Source organism: Herbaspirillum lusitanum (genome assembly GCF_046025995.1).
GTDB classification, from domain to species: domain Bacteria; phylum Pseudomonadota; class Gammaproteobacteria; order Burkholderiales; family Burkholderiaceae_D; genus Herbaspirillum; species Herbaspirillum lusitanum_A.
This window is the reverse complement of sequence record NZ_JAQQFM010000003.1, coordinates 487,658-505,735: the sequence shown is the minus strand read 5'-3', so window position 1 is coordinate 505,735 and position 18,078 is coordinate 487,658. Positions and strand designations below refer to the sequence as shown.

16 protein-coding genes are annotated in these 18,078 nt (G+C 61.8%); 11 read left to right on the top strand and 5 right to left on the bottom strand.

From position 1 onward, the window contains the following. Window positions 1-212: 212 nt before the first annotated feature. Both PQR62_RS08145 and PQR62_RS08140 read right to left on the bottom strand, forming a co-directional pair. On the bottom strand, window positions 213-1,319 hold the full coding sequence (locus tag PQR62_RS08145; RefSeq protein ID WP_408156637.1) for an ABC transporter substrate-binding protein: 1,107 nt from the start codon (window positions 1,317-1,319) through the stop codon (window positions 213-215). 41 nt (window positions 1,320-1,360) lie between these two features. Further along, complete coding sequence (locus PQR62_RS08140) at window positions 1,361-2,335, bottom strand: Bug family tripartite tricarboxylate transporter substrate binding protein (RefSeq protein WP_408156635.1); 975 nt, start codon at window positions 2,333-2,335, stop codon at window positions 1,361-1,363. Window positions 2,336-2,841: 506 nt separating this feature from the next. Between PQR62_RS08140 and PQR62_RS08135 the strand changes: the two genes are divergently transcribed. Both PQR62_RS08135 and PQR62_RS08130 read left to right on the top strand, forming a co-directional pair. Next, window positions 2,842-3,522, top strand: coding sequence for a response regulator (locus tag PQR62_RS08135; RefSeq protein WP_408156633.1), 681 nt, complete (start codon window positions 2,842-2,844; stop codon window positions 3,520-3,522). Beyond that, complete coding sequence (locus tag PQR62_RS08130) at window positions 3,519-5,033, top strand: sensor histidine kinase (protein ID WP_408156631.1); 1,515 nt, start codon at window positions 3,519-3,521, stop codon at window positions 5,031-5,033. The genes PQR62_RS08135 and PQR62_RS08130 overlap by 4 nt, the downstream gene beginning before the upstream one ends. A gap of 18 nt (window positions 5,034-5,051) precedes the next feature. On the opposite strand, the gene PQR62_RS08125 is transcribed toward PQR62_RS08130, so the two are convergent. Continuing rightward, window positions 5,052-5,957, bottom strand: coding sequence for a LysR family transcriptional regulator (locus tag PQR62_RS08125; protein ID WP_408156629.1), 906 nt, complete (start codon window positions 5,955-5,957; stop codon window positions 5,052-5,054). Between the two features lie 133 nt (window positions 5,958-6,090). On the opposite strand from PQR62_RS08125, the gene PQR62_RS08120 reads away from it, so the two are divergent. After that, a complete protein-coding gene (locus PQR62_RS08120) occupies window positions 6,091-7,233 on the top strand; it encodes a YeiH family protein (protein WP_408156627.1) in 1,143 nt (380 codons plus the stop codon). A 48-nt stretch (window positions 7,234-7,281) separates the two neighbouring features. Here PQR62_RS08120 and PQR62_RS08115 read toward each other — a convergent pair whose 3' ends face one another. Further along, on the bottom strand, window positions 7,282-7,755 hold the full coding sequence (locus PQR62_RS08115; RefSeq protein WP_408156625.1) for an SRPBCC family protein: 474 nt from the start codon (window positions 7,753-7,755) through the stop codon (window positions 7,282-7,284). A gap of 157 nt (window positions 7,756-7,912) precedes the next feature. Here PQR62_RS08115 and PQR62_RS08110 point away from each other — a divergent pair, with 157 nt between their 5' ends. The 8 genes from PQR62_RS08110 (at window position 7,913) to PQR62_RS08075 (ending at window position 17,091) form a co-directional block, all read left to right on the top strand. Continuing rightward, entirely contained in the window at window positions 7,913-9,982 is a 2,070-nt protein-coding gene (locus tag PQR62_RS08110) for a UvrD-helicase domain-containing protein (protein ID WP_408156623.1), read from the top strand. 172 nt (window positions 9,983-10,154) lie between these two features. Next, complete coding sequence (locus PQR62_RS08105; RefSeq protein WP_408156620.1) at window positions 10,155-10,970, top strand: basic amino acid ABC transporter substrate-binding protein; 816 nt, start codon at window positions 10,155-10,157, stop codon at window positions 10,968-10,970. 234 nt (window positions 10,971-11,204) lie between these two features. Next, window positions 11,205-12,029, top strand: coding sequence for a basic amino acid ABC transporter substrate-binding protein (locus PQR62_RS08100; protein ID WP_408156618.1), 825 nt, complete (start codon window positions 11,205-11,207; stop codon window positions 12,027-12,029). Between the two features lie 359 nt (window positions 12,030-12,388). Beyond that, on the top strand, window positions 12,389-13,132 hold the full coding sequence (locus PQR62_RS08095; protein ID WP_408156616.1) for an amino acid ABC transporter permease: 744 nt from the start codon (window positions 12,389-12,391) through the stop codon (window positions 13,130-13,132). A gap of 25 nt (window positions 13,133-13,157) precedes the next feature. Continuing rightward, window positions 13,158-14,492, top strand: coding sequence for a TIGR03862 family flavoprotein (locus PQR62_RS08090; RefSeq protein WP_408156613.1), 1,335 nt, complete (start codon window positions 13,158-13,160; stop codon window positions 14,490-14,492). After that, window positions 14,489-14,698: a SlyX family protein gene (locus PQR62_RS08085; RefSeq protein WP_408156611.1), complete on the top strand. Its 210-nt coding sequence runs from the start codon at window positions 14,489-14,491 to the stop codon at window positions 14,696-14,698. Before PQR62_RS08090 ends, PQR62_RS08085 begins: the two co-directional genes overlap by 4 nt. A 102-nt stretch (window positions 14,699-14,800) precedes the next feature. Continuing rightward, window positions 14,801-15,958, top strand: coding sequence for a Y-family DNA polymerase (locus PQR62_RS08080; protein ID WP_408156608.1), 1,158 nt, complete (start codon window positions 14,801-14,803; stop codon window positions 15,956-15,958). A gap of 200 nt (window positions 15,959-16,158) precedes the next feature. Continuing rightward, window positions 16,159-17,091: a recombination-associated protein RdgC gene (locus tag PQR62_RS08075; protein WP_408156606.1), complete on the top strand. Its 933-nt coding sequence runs from the start codon at window positions 16,159-16,161 to the stop codon at window positions 17,089-17,091. Between the two features lie 142 nt (window positions 17,092-17,233). On the opposite strand, the gene PQR62_RS08070 is transcribed toward PQR62_RS08075, so the two are convergent. Continuing rightward, entirely contained in the window at window positions 17,234-17,941 is a 708-nt protein-coding gene (locus PQR62_RS08070; protein WP_408156604.1) for a TetR/AcrR family transcriptional regulator, read from the bottom strand. Window positions 17,942-18,078: the final 137 nt, after the last annotated feature.

The window sequence follows — 18,078 nt, the reverse complement described above, 5'->3', positions numbered from 1 at the left end:
ATCTGCCGTTCCAAAATGAGAGGGCTGCCACCCGCCGCCACGCCTGGTCTCTGAAAACGCAGACAAGCCGGTGGCATGGGCGGCCGCCGGCGCGACCTCCCCGCGAAGAGAGAACCATCTTGAAATCCGACCCGACCGGTCAGCCGGGTCGTTTGCTGCATCATCCGCAGCCGCGTCGGAATCGACACGGCAGACGGATCATTGCGCCGCGCTTACTTCTTGCCTGCGGCGTCCTTCCATTGCTTGAGGAAAGCCAGACGCTTGGTCTGGTCGAGGTATTCCAGCAATTCGGTATTGACCGGCATCGGCTTCAGGGCTGCGCCCAGTTGCTTGTTCAGCTCGGCCGAAGTGGTGGCGCCGGTGACGTCGCCGCGGATCGCGAACAGTTGCGCGTCATTGGCGATGATGGTCTGGCCGCGCTTGGACAGGATGTAGTCCAGCCACAGCTTGCCAGCATTGATGTTCTTGGCCGATTTGTTGACGAAAATCACGCGCGACAGCACCAGGTTGTAATCCTTGGTGAAGGCGATGCCGATCGACGGGTCCTTCTTGGCGCGGGTCAGCGCGTAAGGGCCGAGGATGTTGTAGCCGATCAGGTTTTCACCGGAAGAGATGCGTTCCAGCATGGTGCCGGTAGACGACTGCACGCGCACGGCAACGCCGCCCAGAGCCTTGGCGAAATCCCAGAATTGCGGATTGAGTTTGAGATCGTGAGTGATCAGGCTGAAACCGACGCCCGATTTTTCGATATCGTAGGTGGTGACCTTGTTCTTGTATTTGTCGGTCTTGGTGGTCAGCAGTTTGGTGAATTCGGCGTGCGTGGTCGGCACTTCGGCTTCCGGCACCAGACGCTTGTTGTAGACGATGGCGGTCGGCTCGAAGGTGGTGCCGTAGGCAGTGTCCTTCCAGTTGGCCCAGCCCGGCACGGCGCCCGCTTCCGGCGACTTGTAGACCAGGCCGTAGCCTTCCGAGGCCAGCTTCATCTGCAGGTCCATCGACGACGACCACATCACGTCGGCGGTGGTACCGCCGGCGGCGGCTTCGGAGATGAAGCGGTTATAGACTTCGGTGGAATTCATGTCGTTGTACTCGACCTTGACCGCCGGATACAGCGCGCTGAAATCCTTGATCAGGGCTTCCGCCGCCTTGGAATCCGTGGTGCTGTAGACCACCACCTTGCCTTCCTTCTTCGCCGCGTCGACTATCTTGGCGTAGTCCGCAGGGTAGCCGGCCGGCGCCTGCGCCAGTGCGCTCGCGGACAAAGCTGCCAGCGGCAGGGCCAAAGCCAGGGCAATGGTGATGCGGCGTTTTTCGAACATGTGATCTCCTTGATGTTTTAGTGATGGGCAAGACGGTGCGGTCATCTGACCAGCCCCAGCTCCTGCGATTGCTTGCGATATTGCTCGACCAGCTTGCGCACGTATTCGGTCAGCGGCGCGCCGGTCATGGCGAAGGGATACAGTCCGCTGGCCGCGCGCTGGCGCTGGAATTCTTCGCTGGCCATGGTCTGATCGAAGATGGCGACCCAGCGCCGGTAGTCGGCATCCGGTGTCTGCGCGCTCATGTAAAAGCCGCGGATGATCGGCCACACTACGTCATAGCCCTGTTCACGCGCGGTTGCCACATCGGCCAGCGGCCCCGGCAAACGCTGCTCGGACAACACGGCCAGAACGCGGAATTTGCCTTCCTTGATATAGGCCGCCGCCTCCGAAGCGTCGCCGGAAATCATCTGCACGTGATCGGCCTGCAAGGCGGTGAAAGAATCGCCGCCGCCTTCCAGCGCCACGAAACGGAAATTTCTGGGATCGATATTGGCGCGCCTTGCGATCAGCGCCACCTTGAGCCAGTCCTGGCTGCCGACCGTGCCGCTGACGCCGATGGTGATCTTGCCGGCGTCGCGGCGCATGGCCTCGATCAACTGGCGCAGGTTCTTGTAGGGCGCGTCGCTGCGCACGGCGATCATGCCGTAATCGGCGCCGACGCCGGCCAGCCAGCGCACGTCGGAAACGGCAGCCTGACCGTATTTTCCCTGCGCCAGATTGAGCAGCGAGCCGCCGGAAAAGGTCACCAGCGTATCCGGACCGCCGCGCCGCTGCGACACCACCGAGCTCCAGGCCACGGCGCCGATGCCGCCCGGCAGATAGCTGATCCTGACATCCGCGCCTTCCTTGCCGGGATTCGCCGGCAAGCTCTTGCGCATCATCTTGCAGGCGCCGTCCATGCCGCCGCCCGGCTTGGCCGGCACGATGCATTCCATCGCGGCGGCAGCAAGGCTGAACAGCGAAAGGAAAAGCACACAGGCCAGCTGCCGGCGGCCATGCAGGAACGCGCGCATGAGGCGGCTCAGAGCCCGGTCGAAATAGTCAATGCGGTGTGTCCGCCCTCGACTGCCTGTCGGCAGCGATGCTGTGGCCGGCAAGAAGCGGGCAAGGTGCTGCGCGCAGGCGCATGAATGCTGGGGTAGATCATCCTGTGTCTCCGGTCTATGGTTTTTATTATTTTTGATTTGATTATGTGGGCGCATGCTACCCGGCCAAACTTTCAACAGGCTTTCAGTGTGATGAAAGCTTGCGCGATTCGCGCGCGCGGGCGCTGTTGCAGCGGCGGTGCTTCTGTTAGCATCCGCAACTATTCGTAACGGCAACGCCATGTTGATGGCGATCTGCGCGTCCTTGCATGACCGGAATTTAGGCATGGCGATTCCTTGTTGCAGTGCATGGTTTATTGCTGATCAAGAGGGGCGTCGCGATATTTTCGGTGTCTGTATGCTGGCTGTTTCGTCTCATATTTTCCGGCTCTTTTTTCTATTCACTGCAGTTTTCCGTCCATGGCATCAGCATCATGCGCATTCTATTGGTTGAAGATCACGTCGAACTCTCGCGCTGGCTTTCCAAGGCATTGCGCGATGCACAACTCACGGTCGAATGCGCGGTCAACGGCACCGATGCCGACAGCCTGCTGCTGACGCAAGAGTACGCGCTGGTGATCCTGGATCTGAGCCTGCCCAAGATGGATGGACTGGAAGTCCTGAAACGCCTGCGCGCACGCGGCAGCCGCACGCCGGTGCTGATCCTGACGGCACGCGGCGGGCTCAACGATCGCGTCAACGGCCTCAATCTTGGCGCCGACGATTATCTGGCCAAACCCTTCGAGCTGGTGGAACTGGAAGCGCGCGTCAAGGCGCTGCTGCGCCGGGCGCAGGGCAACGAAGCGGTGACCATCCATTGCGGCGCACTGAGCTTCGACACCGTCTCGCGCATGTTCAGCTACGGCGGCGCGCTGCTGGCCTTGACGCCGCGCGAACACGCCGTACTGGAAGCCTTGCTCACGCGCGCCGGCCGCACCGTGCCCAAGGAAAAATTATTTCAGGAAGTGTTTTCGCTGGACGACAACGCCAATCTCGACGCCATCGAAATCTACATCCATCGCCTGCGCAAGAAACTCGATACGCTCGAACAGGGGCGCGTTTCCATCACCACCTTGCGCGGACTCGGCTATCTGCTGCAGGTGGCCCCTGCATGAAAATCCGGCTGCGCGCGCAGCTCAAGGGCATGAGCCATGCTTCGGGCAAGCTGGGCAGCCTGCGCAGCCAGCTGATGCGCTGGCTGCTGGTGCCGCTGCTGATGCTGGTGGCGCTGGATGCGGTCTCGGTGTATTACAACGCGCTGGAAGTGGCCGACCTGGCCTATGACCGTTCGCTGCTGGCCTCGACCCGCGCGCTGGCCGAACGCGTGTCGGTGGTCAACGGCCAGGTGGTGGCCGATGTGCCTTATGTTGCGCTCGACAGTTTCGAGACCGACACACTCGGCCGCATCTATTACAAGGTCACCGGCGTCAAGGGCGAATTCGTGTCCGGTTATGAAGACCTGCCGCCGCTGCCGCCCGATGTCAAGCGCTCGGAAGCCTATCCGGCGCTGGTGCGTTTTTATCAGGCCGACTATCACGATCAGCCGGTGCGGATTGCTGCGCTGTACCAGCCGGTTTACGACGATACGATGCGCGGCATTGCCATGATTCAGGTCGGCGAAACCATGGATGCGCGACGCGGCCTGACGCGCAAGATCCTGTTCGACACCATGTGGCGGCAAGGCGTGCTGGTGGTGGTGGCGGCCTTGCTGGTGTGGTTTGCAGTGCGCTTCGTGCTGCGGCCGCTGATGCAGTTGCGCAGCGATGTCGAGTCGCGCGCGCCGACCGATCTGTCCGACTTCGATCCGGCGCGCGTGCACAAGGAAGTGCGGCCGCTGGTGCTGGCCGTCAACGGCTATATGGAGCGCCTGCAAACCCTGATCACCGGCCAGCGCCGCTTCATCGCCGACGCCTCGCATCAGCTGCGCACGCCGCTGACGGTGCTGAAAACGCAGGCCGAACTGGCCTTGCGTGAATCCGACCGCACGCCGGGCAATTCCGTTGCGCTGCGCGAGCTGGTCGAAAGCATCGCCAACACCACCGACTCCACCGTGCATCTGGCCAATCGTCTGCTGACGCTGGCGCGCGCCGAACATGGCGCGGCCGAGGGCGGCATCGCACCGGTCTCGCTCACCGACGCGGCGAGGCAGGTGGCGCTGGAACTGGCGCAAAGCGCGGTTGCCCGGCGCATCGATCTGGCCTTCGACGCCAGCGGCGAAGTGATGATTGACGGCAGCCCTCTGCTGTTGCACGAGATGATGGTGAACCTGCTCGACAACGCCATCCGCTACACGCCGGCCGACGGCAAGGTGACCATGCGCGTGTGCCAGCAGAACATCGCCGCAGATGTGTATGCAGTGCTGGAGGTGGAAGACACCGGCGCCGGCATCGCAGCGGCCGATCGTGAGCGCGTGTTCGCGCCCTTCTATCGCGCGCCATCGGCGCAGCTGGCGAATCCGCACGGTGCCGGTCTCGGCATGGCAATCGTGCGCGACATCGCATCGGCGCACGGCGGCGACATCATTCTGGCCGATGGCCCCAGCGATCTGGGCCTGCTGGTCAGAGTGCGCTTTCCGGTGTCGCGCATGGCAGCGGGCGCCACCTCAGGAAAATCAGGCAAGGCCTGAACGCAACGCCTTCTTGCATCATTGCTGTTCATGCTGCTGCGCCCAGCTGCGGAAGAATTCCAGCAAAGATGCCAACCGCACCGACAAGACCCGATGCTTGTTGCGCACCATGTAGAAATGGCGGCGCAGCACCGGCAACGGGGTCGTCAGTTCGATCAGGCGCCCCGACTCCAGCAAATCCTGAACCACGGCGCGCGACAGGCAGCTGATGCCCATGCCTTCGGCAGTGGCGCGCTTGATCGCTTCCGAATTGCCGAATTCGCAAGCGGACGGCAAATGATGCAGATACGGCAGCAAGGCATGCTCGACCGCTTCGCGCGTGCCTGAGCCTGCTTCGCGCAGCAACCAGTCGGCCTGGCTCAGTTTTTTCAGCGTCAGCTTTTTGCCCTCGGTGGCCAGCGGGTGCTGCGGCGAAGCGACCACGATCAATTCGTCCGTCATCCACGGTTCGACCAGCACATCGCCGGCATGGCAGGGGCCTTCGATCAGCGCCGCATCCACCTCGAAATTGCTGACCGCCGCGACGATGTCGGCGGTATTGGCCACCAGCGCGCGCACCCGCAGTTGCGGATGATCGCGCCGATAGCCGGCAATCATTTGCGGCAGCATGTAACTGCCTATGGTGGTGCTGGCGCCGATGTGCAATTGCGCGCCGGCATGATCGGGCGCCAGAAATTGCTGCTCGATGGTGGCGGCGGCATCCAGCATGTGCTGCGCCTGCGGCAGCAGCAAGCGGCCGTTGTCGTTGAGCATCAGGCGCTTGCCGACGCGATCGAACAGTTGCACATCAAGCGCGCTTTCCAGTTCGTTCAAGGCGGCGCTGGCGGCCGATTGCGACAAGGCCAGCGTTTCGGCGGCGGCCGTGGTGCTGCCTGACTGCGCGACCGCCAGGAAGATTTGCAATTGCCTCAGGGTGAGTTTCATGTCTGCGCTTCAATCTATCGATTTTTCAGGTAGATATTAACAAAATAACGCGTTTTTCTTTTATAAGCCCGCACATTAAAGTGTCCCCATACCGATCATCGGCGCAGTTCCCGATCACCAGCAGGGGTACAACATGAACACTCGCAGCGCAACAGCACGGCTTTCCGGCAGCAATCACACAAGTCGCTTCGCAGTCGGCGCGGCGAGCCGCCACCTTCCCGGCCTGGCGCTGGCGGCGGCGCTGGCCGCGGTCGCCATCGAAGCCAGCAAGAACAGCTGGCTGCTGGCGCATGGCTTCAGCGCGCTGACCATCGCCATCGTGCTGGGCATGCTGCTGGGCAATACGCTGTTTCCACGGATGGCGGCGCAATGCGGCAGCGGCGTGGCGTTTTCCAAACAGAATCTGCTGCGTCTGGGCATCGTGCTGTATGGCCTGCGCCTGACGTTTCAGGACATATCACAAGTCGGTCTGAGCGGGGTGGCGATCGACGCCTGTATGCTGATGTCCACCTTCGGCCTGGCCTGGGTGCTGGGCGTGAAAGTGTTCAAGCTGGAGCGCAACGCAGTCTTGCTGATCGGCGCCGGCAGCTCGATTTGCGGTGCGGCGGCGGTGATGGCGACCGAGCCGGTGCTGCGCGCCCGCAGCGAGCAGGTGACGGTGGCCGTATCGACCGTGGTGGTGTTCGGCTCGGTAGCGATCTTCCTGTATCCCATGCTGTATCAGCTGAGCGCCGATCTTGGCGCGCACTTCGGCGGCTGGCATGGCCGCAGCCCGGACTTCGGCATCTACATCGGTTCGACCGTGCATGAAGTGGCGCAAGTGGTGGCGGCCGCGCGCTCCATCGACGAGCCCACCGCCAATACCGCAGTGATCGCCAAGATGGTGCGGGTGATGATGCTGGCGCCTTTCCTGCTGTTGCTGTCGGCATATATCCAGCGCAGCGATACGGCACGCAACCGCGCCTCGCCGGCTGCGAATGCAGTAGATGCAGGCAACAAGACTTCGCGCGGCGCCGGCATCCCCTGGTTTGCCTTTGCCTTCATCGTCGTGGTCGCGCTGCATTCGCTGTTCCCGCTGCCGGCTGCAGTCTCCGGCGCGCTGCTGGATCTGGATACCTTCCTGCTGGCGATGGCGATGGCCGCACTGGGCCTGACCACGCACCTGTCGTCAGTGCGCCGCGCCGGAATGCGTCCGCTGTTGCTGGGAGCGCTGCTGTTTGTGTGGCTGATCGTGGGCGGCGCCTTCATCAACACCGCGCTGGCGCAAGTGTTCTGACGCGCAGACCCGACCGTCAATCAACATCAGATCAGCGAAGACAAGGGCTCAGTGAATCGAGCCCTTGTCTTCATTCAGCTCACGGATGATGCGGATGGTGTCGATGTCCGCTTCCTGATAGGCCGAGCGGCGGAACTCGTTGTAGAAGGCTTCGCTGCTGTCGGCGGTTTCGGGCTGGCCGTCGTCGTATTCGAAGCGCACGAACAGCACGCCGTCCTGCGGTTCTTCGATGGTCATGCTCATGCGCGACTCGGGGATATTGCCCTGCGCCGGCACTTCGTACAAGACCTGAATCTGCGGCAGATAGGTGACCTTGTCGCGGATCACCAGACCGCCGTAGCGCAACTCGCGCCGTACTGAATCGACGCTCTTGTCTTCCAGCCGGCATTCGTCCAGATGCGGCATGAACAGCTTGGGCGATTCGGCGCGCAGCACCAGACCGTGCCACAGTTCCTCGCGGCTCATGGGGTCGATCAGCGGATTGAGCGGATCGTTGATTTGAATCAGATGGTTGAATTTCATGGTTTGCCTTGCATTATCGAGACAGAGGCGCGACTACCGCTGCCCGCATGCAGCGAGACCGCGGCTGCATGCGCATGACGAACGCGCATTGTCCCACATCGCGGGCTGCTACAATGCTGCGTTTCCCCGCCTGCCGCGTGCTTGAAGGCCACTCTTTATGTCCGCCCCCTCTTTCGGTCTTAACCCTCCGCAAAACGAAGCCGTCCACTACATGGCAGGGCCATGCCTGGTGCTGGCCGGCGCCGGCTCGGGCAAAACCCGCGTGATCACGCAAAAGATCGCGCACCTGATCGAGAACTGCGGCTACGAATCCAAGAACATCGCGGCGCTGACCTTTACCAACAAGGCCGCGCTGGAAATGCAGGAACGCATCGCCAAGCTGCTCAAGGATCCGAAACAGGCCAAGCATCTGACGGTGTCGACCTTCCACTCGCTGGGGGTGAAGATACTGCGGCAGGAAGCCAAGCATCTGGGGTTGAAGGATCGCTTTTCAATCATGGACAGCGATGATTGTTTTTCCCTGGTGCAAGATCTGGCGGTGACCACCGACAAGCAACTGATACGGCGCATCCAGACCGAGATTTCGCTGTGGAAAAACGGCATGGTCGATCCCGAGGTTGCGCTCAGGATGGCGGTCGATGAAGAGCAGGCCCAGGCTGCGCGCATTTTCCGCAGCTACGTCGGCACGCTGGCCGCCTATCAGGCGGTCGACTTCGACGATCTGATCCGCTTGCCGGTGGAGCTGTTCCGCGCCAATGAAGAAGTGCGCGACCGCTGGCAGCGCAAGCTGCGCTATCTGCTGGTGGATGAATATCAGGATACCAACACCTGCCAGTACGAACTGGTCAAGCTGATGGTGACCGGGGTCGGCAAGAAGCCGATGTTCACCGCCGTCGGCGACGACGATCAGGCGATCTACGCATGGCGCGGCGCCACCATCGAAAACCTGAAGACGCTGCAGGTGGATTTCCCCAATCTGCATCTGATCAAGCTGGAACAGAATTACCGCTCCAGCACGCGCATCCTGCAAGCCGCCAACGCGGTCATCGCCAACAATCCCAAGATGTTCGACAAGGCGCTGTGGTCGGAACATGGCCTGGGCGATCCGATCAAGGTGATGGCGATGGACGACGATGAAGCCGAGGCCGATCAGATCGCCATGACGCTGTCGGCGCATCGCTTCGAGCGGCATGCCAAGTTTTCCGATTACGCGATTCTGTATCGCGGCAATCACCAGGCGCGGGTGCTGGAAAAATCGTTGCGGCGCGAACGCATTCCCTATGTCATGTCGGGCGGCCAGAGTTATTTCGACCGTGCCGAGATCAAGGACATCATCAGCTATCTGCGCCTGATCGCCAATCAGGACGACGACCCGGCCTTCATCCGCGCCGTCACCACGCCGCGCCGCGGCATCGGCCAGGCCACGCTGGAAGCGCTGGGCACGGTCGCCGGCCAATGGCAGTGTTCGCTGTTCGAAGCGGTCTACAAGGGCGGCACCGAGGAAAAACTGGGCGACCGCCATCTGCTGCCGCTGCGCAAGTTCTGCGACTTCATCAATGCGCTGGAATCACGCGCCAGCCGCCCCGGCCCGTCGGGTAGCGGCGAGAACGCGGCCAAGGTGCTGGACGACATGATGGAAGCGATCAACTACGAGTTCTATCTCTACGACACCTTTGAAGAACGCGCTGCGCAAGGCAAGTGGCAGAACGTGATGGACTTCACCAACTGGCTCAAGGAACGCGGCTGCGGCGGCCGTGATCGCGACCGCGAAGAAAAGAATCTGCTGGAACTAACGCAGATGGTGGCGCTGATGAGCATGATGGAAGGCAAGGATGAAGATCCTGATGCAGTGCGCCTGTCGACGCTGCACGCCTCCAAGGGGCTGGAGTTTCCGCATGTGTTTCTGGTCGGCGTGGAAGAAGGCATCCTGCCGCACAAGGGCGATCCGGATACGCCGCCCGAAGTCGCCGCCGCCCGCATCGAGGAAGAGCGCCGCCTGATGTACGTCGGCATCACCCGCGCCCAGCGCACGCTGCACGTGAGCTGGTGCAAGCGGCGCAAGCGCGCCCGCGAATACATCGCCTGCGACATCTCGCGCTTCGTCAAGGAAATGCGGCTCGATGAAGGCACCGCCGTACCGGAAGAAAGCGAACAGATCACGCCGCAGAACCGGCTGGCGAATCTGAAGGCGCTGCTGTCCAAACCGCGTCCGCCGCTGGCGAATTAGGCCGGCCAACCCGTAGCTGCGCAGCGTGGCGTGGCGCGCTCTTTTCCGGTTTCGCTTGCATCCCTTAAATCCTTCCTTACAATCCCCACTTCCGATGCGCGGCCTGACGCGCATCCCCGTTTTTCCCGGCATGAGCCGCCCCCCCATTTTCTTTTTGATGAGGTCCTGAAGCATGAACAGTTTTCTGAAAAACACCGTACGCACGCTGGCGCTGACTGCCGGTTTCGCCAGCCTGATCGGCCTGAGCGCCTGCGGCAAGAAGGAAGAAGCACCGGCCGCGCCGCAGGCCGCCGCCGCTGCCACACCAGCGCGCGTGTATCTGGTCGGCGTGGAATCGGCCTATGCGCCGTTCTCGGCTGAAAATGAAAAGAAGGAAGTGGTCGGTTTCGACATCGACGTGATGAAGGCGCTGGCCAAAAAGATCGGTATCGAAGTCAAATTCGTGCCGACGCCGTTTGAAGGCTTCTTCAACTTTCTGGCGCAAGGCGACCGCGATCTACTGATCTCCGCCATCACCATCACCGAAGAACGCAAGCAGTCGGTGAGCTTCTCCGAGCCGTATTTCGAAGCCACGCAAACCATCGCCGTACCGGCCGCCGACACCCGCGTGCAAAAGATGGCTGATCTGAAAGAACTGAAGGTCGGCACGCAAAGCGCCACTTCGGGCGACGATCTGGTGCAGCAGGTGCTGGGCAAGAACAACGCCAACATCAAGCGTTTCGACTCCACCCCGCTGGCGCTGAAGGAACTGGAAGGCGGCGGCGTCGATGCAGTCGTGGCGGATGAGCCGGTGGTCAAGAATTACATCGCCAACAATCCGAACAGCAAGCTGCGCACGGTCTCCGACAGCAGCTTCCCCAAGGAAAACTATGGCATCGCCGTGCGCAAGGACGATCCGGAACTGCTGGCCAAGGTCAACAAGGGCCTGGCCGACCTGAAGGCGGACGGCACCTTTGCCGCGATCAGCGCGCAGTATTTTGGCAAGTAAGTCGGCAAACAGGGGATAGCAGCATTCCAGCCCCTTCCGCAACACCGATCGGCATTGCTTTCAAAGCGATGCCGATTATTTTTTCAGACTCCTTTCGAACAAACACCAAATGCAAGGGCGAGCGTAGTGTTAGCGCGCGCCGGCCTCGTCACGCGTGCAAAAATGCGCGGCATACCCGGCCGCAATCCCGCAGCCACTCTGGGCGAGAGCAGGCCCGCCTGCATGAGGGACAACATGAGTACATCCACTTTTTCGGCATGTCACAAGACACCACTTCCGGTCTCGCTTCGGCATCTCTTGCTGAGCCTGGCATGCGGTCTGCTGCTCGCCGGCTGCGGCAAAGAGACTGCCGTCGACGGTCCGCAGGCGATCAAGACCTATACGGTCGGCACCGACGCCGCCTATGCGCCCATGGAAATGCAGGATGAGAAAAAGGACATCATCGGCTTCGACATCGAGCTGCTGAACGCCATCGCAGACAAGGCCGGCTTCAGGCTCAGATTCGTCCATACGCCGTTTGAAAGCATTTTCAGCTCTCTGCAACAGGGCGACCGCGACATCCTGATCTCCTCCATCACCATCACCGACGAGCGCCGCCAGGTGGCCGATTTCTCCACGCCCTATTTCGAGGCCCGGCAGCTGATCGTGGCGCCGCAGGCCGACATGCAGATCCATCGCTTCGAAGACCTCAGGACGCGCAAGGTCGCGGTACAGACGGCCACCACCGGCGACCTCCTCACGCAAAAGCTGATGGGCAAGAACAATCCCGACATCAAGCGTTTCGACTCCATGCCTTTGGCCATGGCGGAACTGGAAAGCCGCGGCGTTGACGCCGTGGTGGCCGACGAGGCCATGGTGAAGTACTACCTCAGGCACCATGACGGCGCCAATTTCCGCACACTGTCCGATCCGGCTTTCTCGCAAGAACACTACGGCATCGCCGTGCGGCGCGGCAATGCAGAGCTGCTGAACCAGATCAACCGGGGTCTGGCGGCGCTCAAAGCCGACGGCACTTACGCCCGCATCAGCGAAAAATACTTCGGTACGCAGTCGCCCTGACAGGGTGCCGCCCGCGGCGATGTGATGCGGCCCTCGACGGGCGGCTATCAACGGCGCCACAACAACTTTGCCAGCCGGGCGTACGCCATATACACTGTCACCCGCGCCGGGTCGCCGGGCATTGCCAGACGGACAATCATGCAAGCGCGGCCATCGCCGGACCTCATGTTTCCGACTGTTGCGCTGGCCACGGCCGGTCTGTTTTCAGAAGGATCGATGCCGGCGCCATCCAAATGATGTAAATCGTTTGCCGCTGTGCGAACCGCGCTGGTCTGCAGGTAGTCGGAATCGCCCTCTTTGCTTTCCCGCAGGCAAATCGCCTCATCCCGTTTTTACTTTCAGTCATTCACGAGTTCAACATGGATTTTCGCTGGAGCATCATCCAGGGCTATGCCCCGCTGTTCGTCAAAGGCTTTTTCATGACGCTGCAGGTATCCCTGATCAGCATCCTGGCCGGCACCGTGATCGGCCTCTTCATCGGCATGCTGCGCCTGTCGGAGGTGCGCCACGGCGCATGGAAGCTGCCGCTGATGCTGGGCCGCTGGATCGCCGGCTTTTATGTCGCCTTCTTTCGCGGCACGCCGCTGTTCGTGCAGATTCTGCTGATCCACTTCGCACTGATGCCGCTGCTGATTCATCAGGATCACGGCCTGCTGATTTCAGGCGAGCTGGCGCGCACCATCAAGCAGAACTACGGCGCCTATCTGTCGGGCGTGGTGGCGCTGTCGCTCAATGCCGGCGCTTACATCTCGGAAATTTTCCGCGCCGGCATCCAGTCTATCGAGCGCGGCCAGTCCTACGCCGCCGCCAGCCTCGGCATGGATTACCGCCTGACCATGCGCTATGTGGTGCTGCCGCAGGCCTTTCGCCGCATGCTGCCGCCGCTGGGCAATGAAGCCATCACGCTGCTCAAGGATTCTTCGCTGGTGTCGACCATCGGCCTGGCAGAGCTGGCCTACGCTGCACGCACCGTGGCCGGCAGTTATTCCCGCTATTGGGAACCCTACATCACGATTTCGGTGGTCTACTTCAGCATGACGATTTGCCTGGCGCTGCTGGTGGCGCGCCTTGAACGTAAATACGCTGCGCCCCACCGGCGCTGATTGAACTCCATTGACGATTGCCAAGATGTCCACCTTCCCTGCTTCCTCCGACGCTTCCGCGTCGACACCTCGCGCCGCGCGCATCGCCGTCATCGGCGGCGGTCCGGCCGGCCTGATGGCCGCTGAAATGCTGGCGGCGCAAGGGTTGAGCGTCGACCTGTACGACGCCATGCCTTCGGTCGGCCGCAAGTTTCTGCTGGCCGGCAAAGGCGGCATGAACATCACGCATTCGGAAGGTTTCGCCGACTTCATCACGCGCTATGCCGCGCGCCGTGAACAACTGACGCCGCTGCTCAAGCAATTCGGCGCCGAGCAACTGCGCGCCTGGATACAGGGCCTGGGCATCGACACTTTCGTCGGTAGCTCGGGACGCGTGTTCCCGACCGACATGAAGGCGGCGCCGCTGCTGCGCGCCTGGCTGCATCGCCTGCGCGAGTCGGGCGTGCGCTTTCACATGCGCCATCGCTGGCTGGGCTGGCCGCAAGGCAATGCGCAACAAAACGATGCACAACAGGACCAGCGCGGCCAGACATTGCGCTTCGCCACGCCCGATGGTGAAATCGCCATGCAGGCCGATGCCGTAGTGCTGGCGCTGGGCGGCGCCAGTTGGGCGCGCCTAGGCTCTGACGGCGCGTGGCTGCCGTGGCTGCAGGCGCTCCAGGTTGACATCGCGCCGCTGCAACCATCCAACTGCGGTTTCGATGTGGCCTGGAGCACGCATTTCAGCGAACGTTTCGCCGGCCAGCCGCTCAAGCCGGTGGCAGCCAGCGTAGCGCTCAATGACGGCAGCATGCAAGGCCGGCGCGGCGAATTCATCGTCACCGCCGGCGGTGTCGAAGGCAGTCTGATTTACGCGCTGTCGCCCAGTCTGCGCGATGCCATCGCCGCCAACGGCATCGTGCGCTTGTATCTCGATCTGCTGCCGGACTGGTCGCTGGAAAAAGTACAGGCCGAACTGGCCCATCCGCGTGGTGCGCGCTCCATGTCCAGCCATCTGCAAAGCCGTCTGCAACTCAAGGGCGTGAAGACCGGTCTGCTGCGCGAGCTGGTCAACAAGGATGATTTCAACGACCCGGCCAGACTGGCGCAGGCAATCAAGGCCCTGCCGCTGCCCTTGCAGCGTCCGCGTCCCATCGACGAAGCGATCAGCAGCGCCGGCGGCGTGCGTTTCGAGGCGCTGGACGACGCGCTGATGCTGCGCGCCTTGCCGGGCGTGTTCTGCGCCGGCGAAATGCTGGACTGGGAAGCACCCACCGGCGGCTATCTGCTGACGGCCTGTTTTGCCAGCGGCCGCGCCGCCGGCGAAGGTGTATTACACTGGCTGGCCGCACAGGCATCGCCCATGGAGCAAGCAACGTGAATACCGACGAACGGCTGATCGACATCGAGATCAAGCTGACCCGGCAAGAAGACAGCATCGACGAACTGAACCAGACCGTCTACCGCCAGCAAAGAAAAATCGACGAGCTGGAACAACTGCTGGTAGCGCTGGCCAAGCGCGTGCAGGAAACCGCGCACGCGTCCAATGAGCGCAGCGCCGCCAACGAAAGGCCGCCTCATTACTGATGGCGGCAGCGCGGCCGCAGGCGGTTTACAATCCCTGCTCTGGTTTGCCTGATTGTCCGGGCATTCGCCGCGCACCTCATTTCTCTCATCACATATCCCAGGATGGATTCCGATCGCCGCCGCATCGCGCATCTGGACATGGATGCCTTCTACGCGTCCGTGGAGCTGCTGCGCTATCCGCAACTGCGCGGCCAGGCGGTGGTGATCGGCGGCGGCTCGGCGGCGCGACCGGTGCTGCAGGAAGACGGCAGCCTGCAGTTTGCCAGGCTGCGCGACTACACCGGGCGCGGCGTGGTGACCACCTCCACTTACGAGGCACGTGCGCTCGGCGTGTTTTCGGCCATGGGCATCATGAAGGCGGCACAACTGGCGCCCGATGCGATTCTGCTGCCGACCGATTTCGATGCTTACCGACGCTGTTCGCGCGCCTTCAAGGAAGCCGTCGCCGGCATCGCGCCGCTGATCGAGGATCGTGGAATTGATGAGATCTACATCGATCTCAGCGAGTGGCCCGATGAGGCCGAAGACGTTGCCCGCCGGATCAAGCAGGCAGTGCATGAGGCCACCTCATTGACCTGTTCGGTGGGCGTGGCGCCCAACAAGTTGCTGGCCAAGATCTGTTCCGAACTCGACAAACCCAATGGCCTGACGATGCTCTGCCGGGAAGACATTGCGCTGCGTATCTGGCCGCTGCAGGCGCGCAAGATCAATGGCATCGGCCCCAAGGCGGCAGAGAAACTGACCGCCCTCGGCATTCACACCGTCGGCGATCTGGCGCAGGCCGAGCCGGAACTGCTGCGCGCGCATTTCGGCCGCAGCTATTCCGAGTGGCTGTACAACGCCTCGCACGGAATCGATGAGCGCCCGGTGGTCACTTCTTCCGAACCCAAATCGATCAGCCGCGAAACCACCTTCGAGCGCGATCTGCACGCGCGCCACGACAAGGCCAAGCTGTCGGAAATTTTCACGGCGCTATGCAAGCGTCTGTCGGAAGATCTGGACCGCAAGGGCTACGTCGGCCGCACCATCGGCATCAAGCTGCGCTATTCGGATTTTCGCGGCGTGACGCGCGATGTCACGCTGCCGGCGCCGACCGACGATGCCGCCGCCATCCGCCAGGCGGCCGGCGAATGCCTGCGCCGCGTGCCGCTGGAACAACGGCTGCGTTTGCTGGGCGTGCGCGTGGGAACGCTGTCGAAGAAGAGTGAGATGGAAGAAGCGCCGCAGCTGATTCAGCAGGAACTGCCCTTCTCTGACTGAAGATGCGACTGCGGTTTTTTCGCGTCTTCCAGCGCAACAATTGCCGCATGCCACGCCCTTTTGTTCTTCCCCTGCCCCTCTCTTGCCTGATTGCTCACAGATTGTCCGGCAAGCAATCCCCGCCATGCAGTAAACGTCCTCAAGGCTCGCGTGATGCCGGTCGCAACGTGTAAAATGCTCCCTTTTGCCCGGAACGCTTTATGTGGTTTAAGAACCTTCAACTCTATCGCCTGCCGGCCCCGTGGGCGATCACCGCCGAACAGCTCGAATCCCATCTTGCACCTCAGGCATTTACCGCCTGCCCCAGCCTGGAAATGCAGAGCCAGGGCTGGGTGTCGCCGCGCAACAATGAGCAATTGGTGCACGTCGTCAATCGCCAGTTTCTGTTGCAGCTGAACACCGAGAAGAAACTGTTGCCGTCCAGCGTCATCAATCAGGTGACCAAGGCGCGCGCCGCCGAGCTGGAAGAACAGCAGGGCTTTCCGCCGGGCCGCAAGCAGACCAAGGACCTGAAAGAACAGGTCACCGATGAGTTGCTGCCGCGCGCCTTCAGCATCGTGCGCAGCACTTACGCCTGGATCGATCCGGTCAACGGCTGGCTGATCGTCGATGCCGGCAGCTCCGGCAAGGCTGAAGAAATCATCAAGCTCTTGCTGAAAGCGATTCCGAAATTCCCGCTGGAGGCACTGCGCACCGTGATGTCGCCGTCGGCCGCGATGACCGACTGGCTGGTCAGCGATGAAGCGCCCAACGGCTTCACCGTGGATCAGGATACCGAACTGCGCTCCAGCGGCGAAGGCAAGGCCACCGTGCGCTACGTGCGCCACACCCTGGAAGCCGAAGACGTGCGGCGCCATATCGAATCCGGCAAGCAATGTACGCGTCTGGCGCTGACCTGGGCCGACAAGGTGTCCTTCGTGCTGACTGAAAACCTCAGCCTCAAGCGCATTACGCCGCTGGATGTGCTGAAAGAAGAAAGCGACATCACCTCCATGAACGACGACGAGCGTTTCGACGGCGACTTCATGCTGATGAGCGGCGAACTGGCCAAGCTGTTCGCCAGTCTGCTGGAAGCGCTGGGCGGTCAGCTGCGCGAGAACGACGGCACCGGCGCCATGGCGCAGGCGGCCTGAAGCAGGCGACTTGACGCACATCTGACTGAACGCCGATGTGCTGTGCACAAAGGCGATGGCAGTTTGCAGATACAAACGGGAACGATGCTTTTGGCTTCGTTCCCGTTTTGTTTTGTCAGGCAGATGTTGCTTGCCCGGCTGTTCAGCCGGCTGCCAGCGCGCGCGTCCTGGCGGTAGTTTTGCCGGCCGCCTTCCCCGCACTCTTTTTTTCACCAGACAGCGGTTTTGCCAGCACCATCTCCAGCGGCAGGATCGCATGCTGCAGAGTCGCCGACAGGCGCGCCGCCGATAAACCATCGCGTGCGCCCAGCGCCAGCCCATTCAAAAAGGCCGTATAGAAATCGCCGAGTGCGGTGATGTCGGCATCTTCGCGAATCTCGCCCTCGCGCTGCGCCTTGAGCAGACGGTTGCGGATTTCGTTGCGGCGTTTGAGCCGCCGTTGCGACAACTCATCCGCATGCTCCACATTTTCCGGCGCGCAGTTGATCGCCGAGATCACCACCATGCAGCCCTTGCCGCTCGCCAGACTCGGCATGCCCGGCGTCTTGCCGGTGTACATCTCGACGCTGGCGCGCAGCATGCCGAGCATGTCTTCGTGTATGCCCTTGCCGGCTTCCAGCACGCGCAACGGGCCGGCGCCGGTGGTGCAGGCGTAAAACTCCACGGCCTCGCGGAACAAGGCATTCTTGTCGCCGAACGCTGCATACAGGCTGGGCGCCTTGACGCCGATGGCCGCCGTCAGATCGGCCATGGTGGTGCCTTCATAGCCTTTTTGCCAGAACACATGCATGGCCTGCTGCAATGCCTGTTCGCGGTCAAAACTGCGTGGACGGCCCCTGCTTCGTATCATCGGTCTTCCTTGAAAGTGTGTCGCTGAAGGAGCACAGTGTAGTTTATTTTAATCTGTATTACAAAAATAGCTTGAAGAAAACGGCCGGCGTTCCTATTATCTAATCCTCGTTACATAAATACGAGATGGCGGAAACG

Bases quoted from the DNA above. Each gene is read 5' to 3' on its own strand.
- PQR62_RS08120 (WP_408156627.1), top strand. From the start codon at position 6,091: ATGAACACTCGCAGCGCAACAGCACGGCTTTCCGGCAGCAATCACACA.
- PQR62_RS08080 (WP_408156608.1), top strand. From the start codon at position 14,801: ATGGATTCCGATCGCCGCCGCATCGCGCATCTGGACATGGATGCCTTC.
- PQR62_RS08075 (WP_408156606.1), top strand. From the start codon at position 16,159: ATGTGGTTTAAGAACCTTCAACTCTATCGCCTGCCGGCCCCGTGGGCG.
- PQR62_RS08100 (WP_408156618.1), top strand. From the start codon at position 11,205: ATGAGTACATCCACTTTTTCGGCATGTCACAAGACACCACTTCCGGTC.
- PQR62_RS08110 (WP_408156623.1), top strand. From the start codon at position 7,913: ATGTCCGCCCCCTCTTTCGGTCTTAACCCTCCGCAAAACGAAGCCGTC.
- PQR62_RS08090 (WP_408156613.1), top strand. From the start codon at position 13,158: ATGTCCACCTTCCCTGCTTCCTCCGACGCTTCCGCGTCGACACCTCGC.
- PQR62_RS08140 (WP_408156635.1), bottom strand. From the start codon at position 2,335: ATGCGCGCGTTCCTGCATGGCCGCCGGCAGCTGGCCTGTGTGCTTTTC.
- PQR62_RS08095 (WP_408156616.1), top strand. From the start codon at position 12,389: ATGGATTTTCGCTGGAGCATCATCCAGGGCTATGCCCCGCTGTTCGTC.
- PQR62_RS08135 (WP_408156633.1), top strand. From the start codon at position 2,842: ATGCGCATTCTATTGGTTGAAGATCACGTCGAACTCTCGCGCTGGCTT.
- PQR62_RS08115 (WP_408156625.1), bottom strand. From the start codon at position 7,755: ATGAAATTCAACCATCTGATTCAAATCAACGATCCGCTCAATCCGCTG.
- PQR62_RS08125 (WP_408156629.1), bottom strand. From the start codon at position 5,957: ATGAAACTCACCCTGAGGCAATTGCAAATCTTCCTGGCGGTCGCGCAG.
- PQR62_RS08145 (WP_408156637.1), bottom strand. From the start codon at position 1,319: ATGTTCGAAAAACGCCGCATCACCATTGCCCTGGCTTTGGCCCTGCCG.
- PQR62_RS08070 (WP_408156604.1), bottom strand. From the start codon at position 17,941: ATGATACGAAGCAGGGGCCGTCCACGCAGTTTTGACCGCGAACAGGCA.
- PQR62_RS08130 (WP_408156631.1), top strand. From the start codon at position 3,519: ATGAAAATCCGGCTGCGCGCGCAGCTCAAGGGCATGAGCCATGCTTCG.
- PQR62_RS08105 (WP_408156620.1), top strand. From the start codon at position 10,155: ATGAACAGTTTTCTGAAAAACACCGTACGCACGCTGGCGCTGACTGCC.